Origin of the sequence: Raoultella sp., from assembly GCF_039594335.1 — a bacterium.
GTDB lineage: Bacteria > Pseudomonadota > Gammaproteobacteria > Enterobacterales > Enterobacteriaceae > Klebsiella.
This window is the reverse complement of record NZ_JBCNNS010000261.1, coordinates 1-3,294: the sequence shown is the minus strand read 5'-3', so window position 1 is coordinate 3,294 and position 3,294 is coordinate 1. Positions and strand designations below refer to the sequence as shown.

2 protein-coding genes are annotated in these 3,294 nt (G+C 54.8%); both read right to left on the bottom strand.

Features of this window, described 5'->3' with window-relative positions:
- Positions 1 to 197: 197 nt before the first annotated feature.
- Positions 198 to 1,379, bottom strand: coding sequence for an aminotransferase-like domain-containing protein (locus ACZAHD_RS22685; protein WP_462458732.1), 1,182 nt, complete (start codon positions 1,377 to 1,379; stop codon positions 198 to 200).
- A 100-nt stretch (positions 1,380 to 1,479) separates the two neighbouring features.
- On the bottom strand, positions 1,480 to 3,294 hold a 1,815-nt coding region (gene gss, locus ACZAHD_RS22680; RefSeq protein WP_462458731.1), incomplete at its 5' end, for a bifunctional glutathionylspermidine amidase/synthase.

Here is a 3,294-nt window from a genome sequence, read left to right as displayed (position 1 = left end):
ACAACGACTCACCGGTAATAACAGAAAAATAATAAAAAACCTCTGAGGTATTCTTTATGTGGCTATTTATTGGCACACTCAGCGTTGCATTTCTCTCCTCACTGATGCTGATTTGGCTCGATGACCGCATCGCCGAAAGCGATTAAATCAGATTAAGACTCCGTGCCGCCCGGCGGCGCGGAGTTATTTATAGAGAGCTACAGCGATTTCGCCAGACGCTCAACGGCGGTCATCAGCCCTTCTTCCGAGACCGTAGAATAGGACAGACGCAGCGTACGGGTATCCGGATTATCGTGATAAAACGCTTCGCCAGGAACAAACACGACGCCGTTTGCCAACGTTGTCTTCATCCATTCCATCGTATCAAACGAATAGCGGAAGCGAGCCCACAGGAACATCCCACCTTTGGGTCGGCTGAATGCAATATGCTCTCCGAGACGCGACTCCAGCGCATCCGCCAGCGCTACACACTTCTTACGATAATCCTCACGGATCAGCGCGATCTGCTTATCCAGACGATTCATCGCCAGATATTCCGCCGTGATCACCTGCGACAACATATTGGTATGCAGATCCGCCGCCTGCTTGACGATCACCGTCTGCTGCGCCAGCCAGTCCGGCATCACGATCCAGCCGATACGCATCCCCGGAGCAAGAATTTTGGAGAAGGTGGAGGTGTAGACCACCTGATCTTCACAGCCCAACTCAATCGCGTGCTGATACAGCGGACGGCGAACTTCATCAGTAAAACTGATTTCGCCATAGGGGTCATCTTCGATGATGACAAAATCATGCTGTTTCGCCAGCGCCACCAGACGGCGGCGGCGATCTTCGCTCAGGGTTTTTCCGCCCGGGTTGCCAAAGGTCGGCACCAGATAAACCGCTTTGACGCGGGTCGTTTCCAGCAGATCGGCCAGCTGTTCAACCAGCATTCCGTTATCGTCGGTATCTACGCTGAGAATATTGGCCTGTGCCAGTTGAAATACCTGCAGCGCCGCCAGATAGGTCGGGCGCTCAACCACAATCGCATCGCCCGGATCGAGCAGCGTGCGAGCCACAATATCCAACGATTGCTGAGAACCGGAGGTGATATAGACATGGCTGGCCTGGCAGTCAACACCGCGCGCCTGACACAGTTCGCTTACGGCCTGACGCAACGGCGGGTAGCCTTCGGTCAAACCATACTGAAATGCATCGTTGAAGCGCCCGCTCATCACCTGCTGCACAGCCAGATTCAACCCTTCGGTATCAAACAGCTCCGGAGCCGGAATCCCGCCGCCCAGAGAAATAACGCCGGGCAGTTTACTGTGCTTAAGAAGTTCGCGGACGGCGGAGGGCTTAAGTTCACCCGCGCGGGCGGCGAGTCGCCTGTCGTGCATATTATTTTCCTTTTCTGTCTGGTTGTTTTCTTTTTAACTTATTGTGTTTGCAGGATTTGTTTCCCGGACAGGCCGTTTACGGTGCTGTCCGGGCTGCCGGCTACCGGCCGTCGCTGTCTTTCAGCACAATTAACGGTTCGATATCACTCTCTTTTTTGACCACCAGCGAATCATCGCCGCGCAAACAAGTCCCGCCGTAATTGCCACCGACGGTAAATGTACACACCTGAATGTATTTACCATCCACCTTCGGCAGGCACCAGAGCTGCTGGTAAATATTTTTACGATCGACAAACTGCCCGCTGGTTTTATCCAGCACTTCGTCTTTCGGACCGATCAAATCGATGTTGTTGCCGCAGCGGCCAGAGATAGGCTTCACCGCATAGCCGGTTTTCGCCAGCTCGTCGTTGATCACAAAATCGGTATCCAACAGATAGCGGTGGTTGGGGAACAGCGACCACAGTACCGGCAGAATAGCCTTGTTACCGGGGATCACCGTCCACAGCGGTTCGAAGACCAGCACCTCCGGACGCAGCAGCACGTCGATCAGCCGCACTGCGTTTTGCGGATGCCCGGTACGGATCGGAACGGCGGCATACTCATCGGCGCTGACTTCGCGCACCTGCTCGATGGCGGTTTCCCAGGCCCAGGTTTTCCAGACGCAGTTTACCAGACGCCCGTCGCCGTCGATCAGCTGCCCGGCAGCGTCCCAGTGCAGCTCATCTAGACCAAAGAGGATCTTACTTTCGAATCCCGCCTGCGTGAGCGAGCGCTGGATAAACAGCGCGTGGTAGTTCTCCTCCAGATCCTTGTCCTGCATGATATGCACGAAAGGACGAGCGCGGCTGTGTTTCCAGGCGCCCGCCAGCTCATCAAGCAGGGTTTCCGCCGGGTTGTGTCCGCTACCGTAGTAGCCCTGTTTCAGCCACTGTTCGAGGATCAGTCCACCTTCGGTATGACAGGAGGCGGAGTCGGCATTGTATTCATAGACCTTCAGCCCGCGCTCATCCATACAGAAATCCATGCGGCCGGTAATCATATGATGACGGCGCCGCTGCCACGAGAGACGCAGGCGCGGCCAGAGAATTTTGGGGATATCAAACAGCGCCAGCAGATTGTCATCTTTCATCACCTTGTCGGTGGCGTGCAGATACATCAAATGCAGCTCATTGGTCGCTTTGATCAGCTCCTGCTCGGCGCTTTCGGTAATGGTGAAGTACTGATAGGGATCTTGATTGATAAAATGACCGTTGGCGGCCACGTAGGCTTTCTGCAGCGAATCTTTCTCGTTCAGCCAGTTACCGCGGAACTGGCCTTTATTCGGCAGTCTCGCGCCCTGAATCGCCATCGCTTCGCCCGGCAGCACCGGCTGCGGCAGACTGTGCTCGGTATCGGCGGTCTGAATCATCCAGCCTAATATTTCGGTGTCGGCAAAGGTGTCTTTGATGGTGTAGAAACCCTCTTGCACTTCCAGCGTTAATTCGCGGGTCCATTGCTGGCCCTGCGGCAGCGGCGCGTGAATCACGTTTTGCTCGGCGATACGGACCTTATTCCCTACCAGTTGGGTAATGATCGCAACATGGCCGGTATGCTTAAACTCACCGCCCTTCTGCCAAATCAGCAGCGAGCCGACCATCGGCGGACGGCGGGCGCCGTTTGCGAAAGCCTGTAGCGGCAGAATATTGTCATTGACCACTTCACGCAGAAAACGCAGGGAGAAGATTTCATAGGCCATGCCGACATCGGTAAAGACAAAGCCGTAGGTGAGGAACAAAAAACGACGCGCGAATTCAACGCACTGCCATTTGTGCCCCATATACTCATTGTCGATGTAACTGCGGAACGTCGCGTCATCCGGATAGTCGCGCGGATTTAAACTGCTGTAATTTGATGAATAAATGGCTACGCCCCCCGG

Excerpts from the sequence above, each read along its gene's own strand:
- ACZAHD_RS22685 (WP_462458732.1), bottom strand. The coding sequence starts at position 1,379 with ATGCACGACAGGCGACTCGCCGCCCGCGCGGGTGAACTTAAGCCCTCC.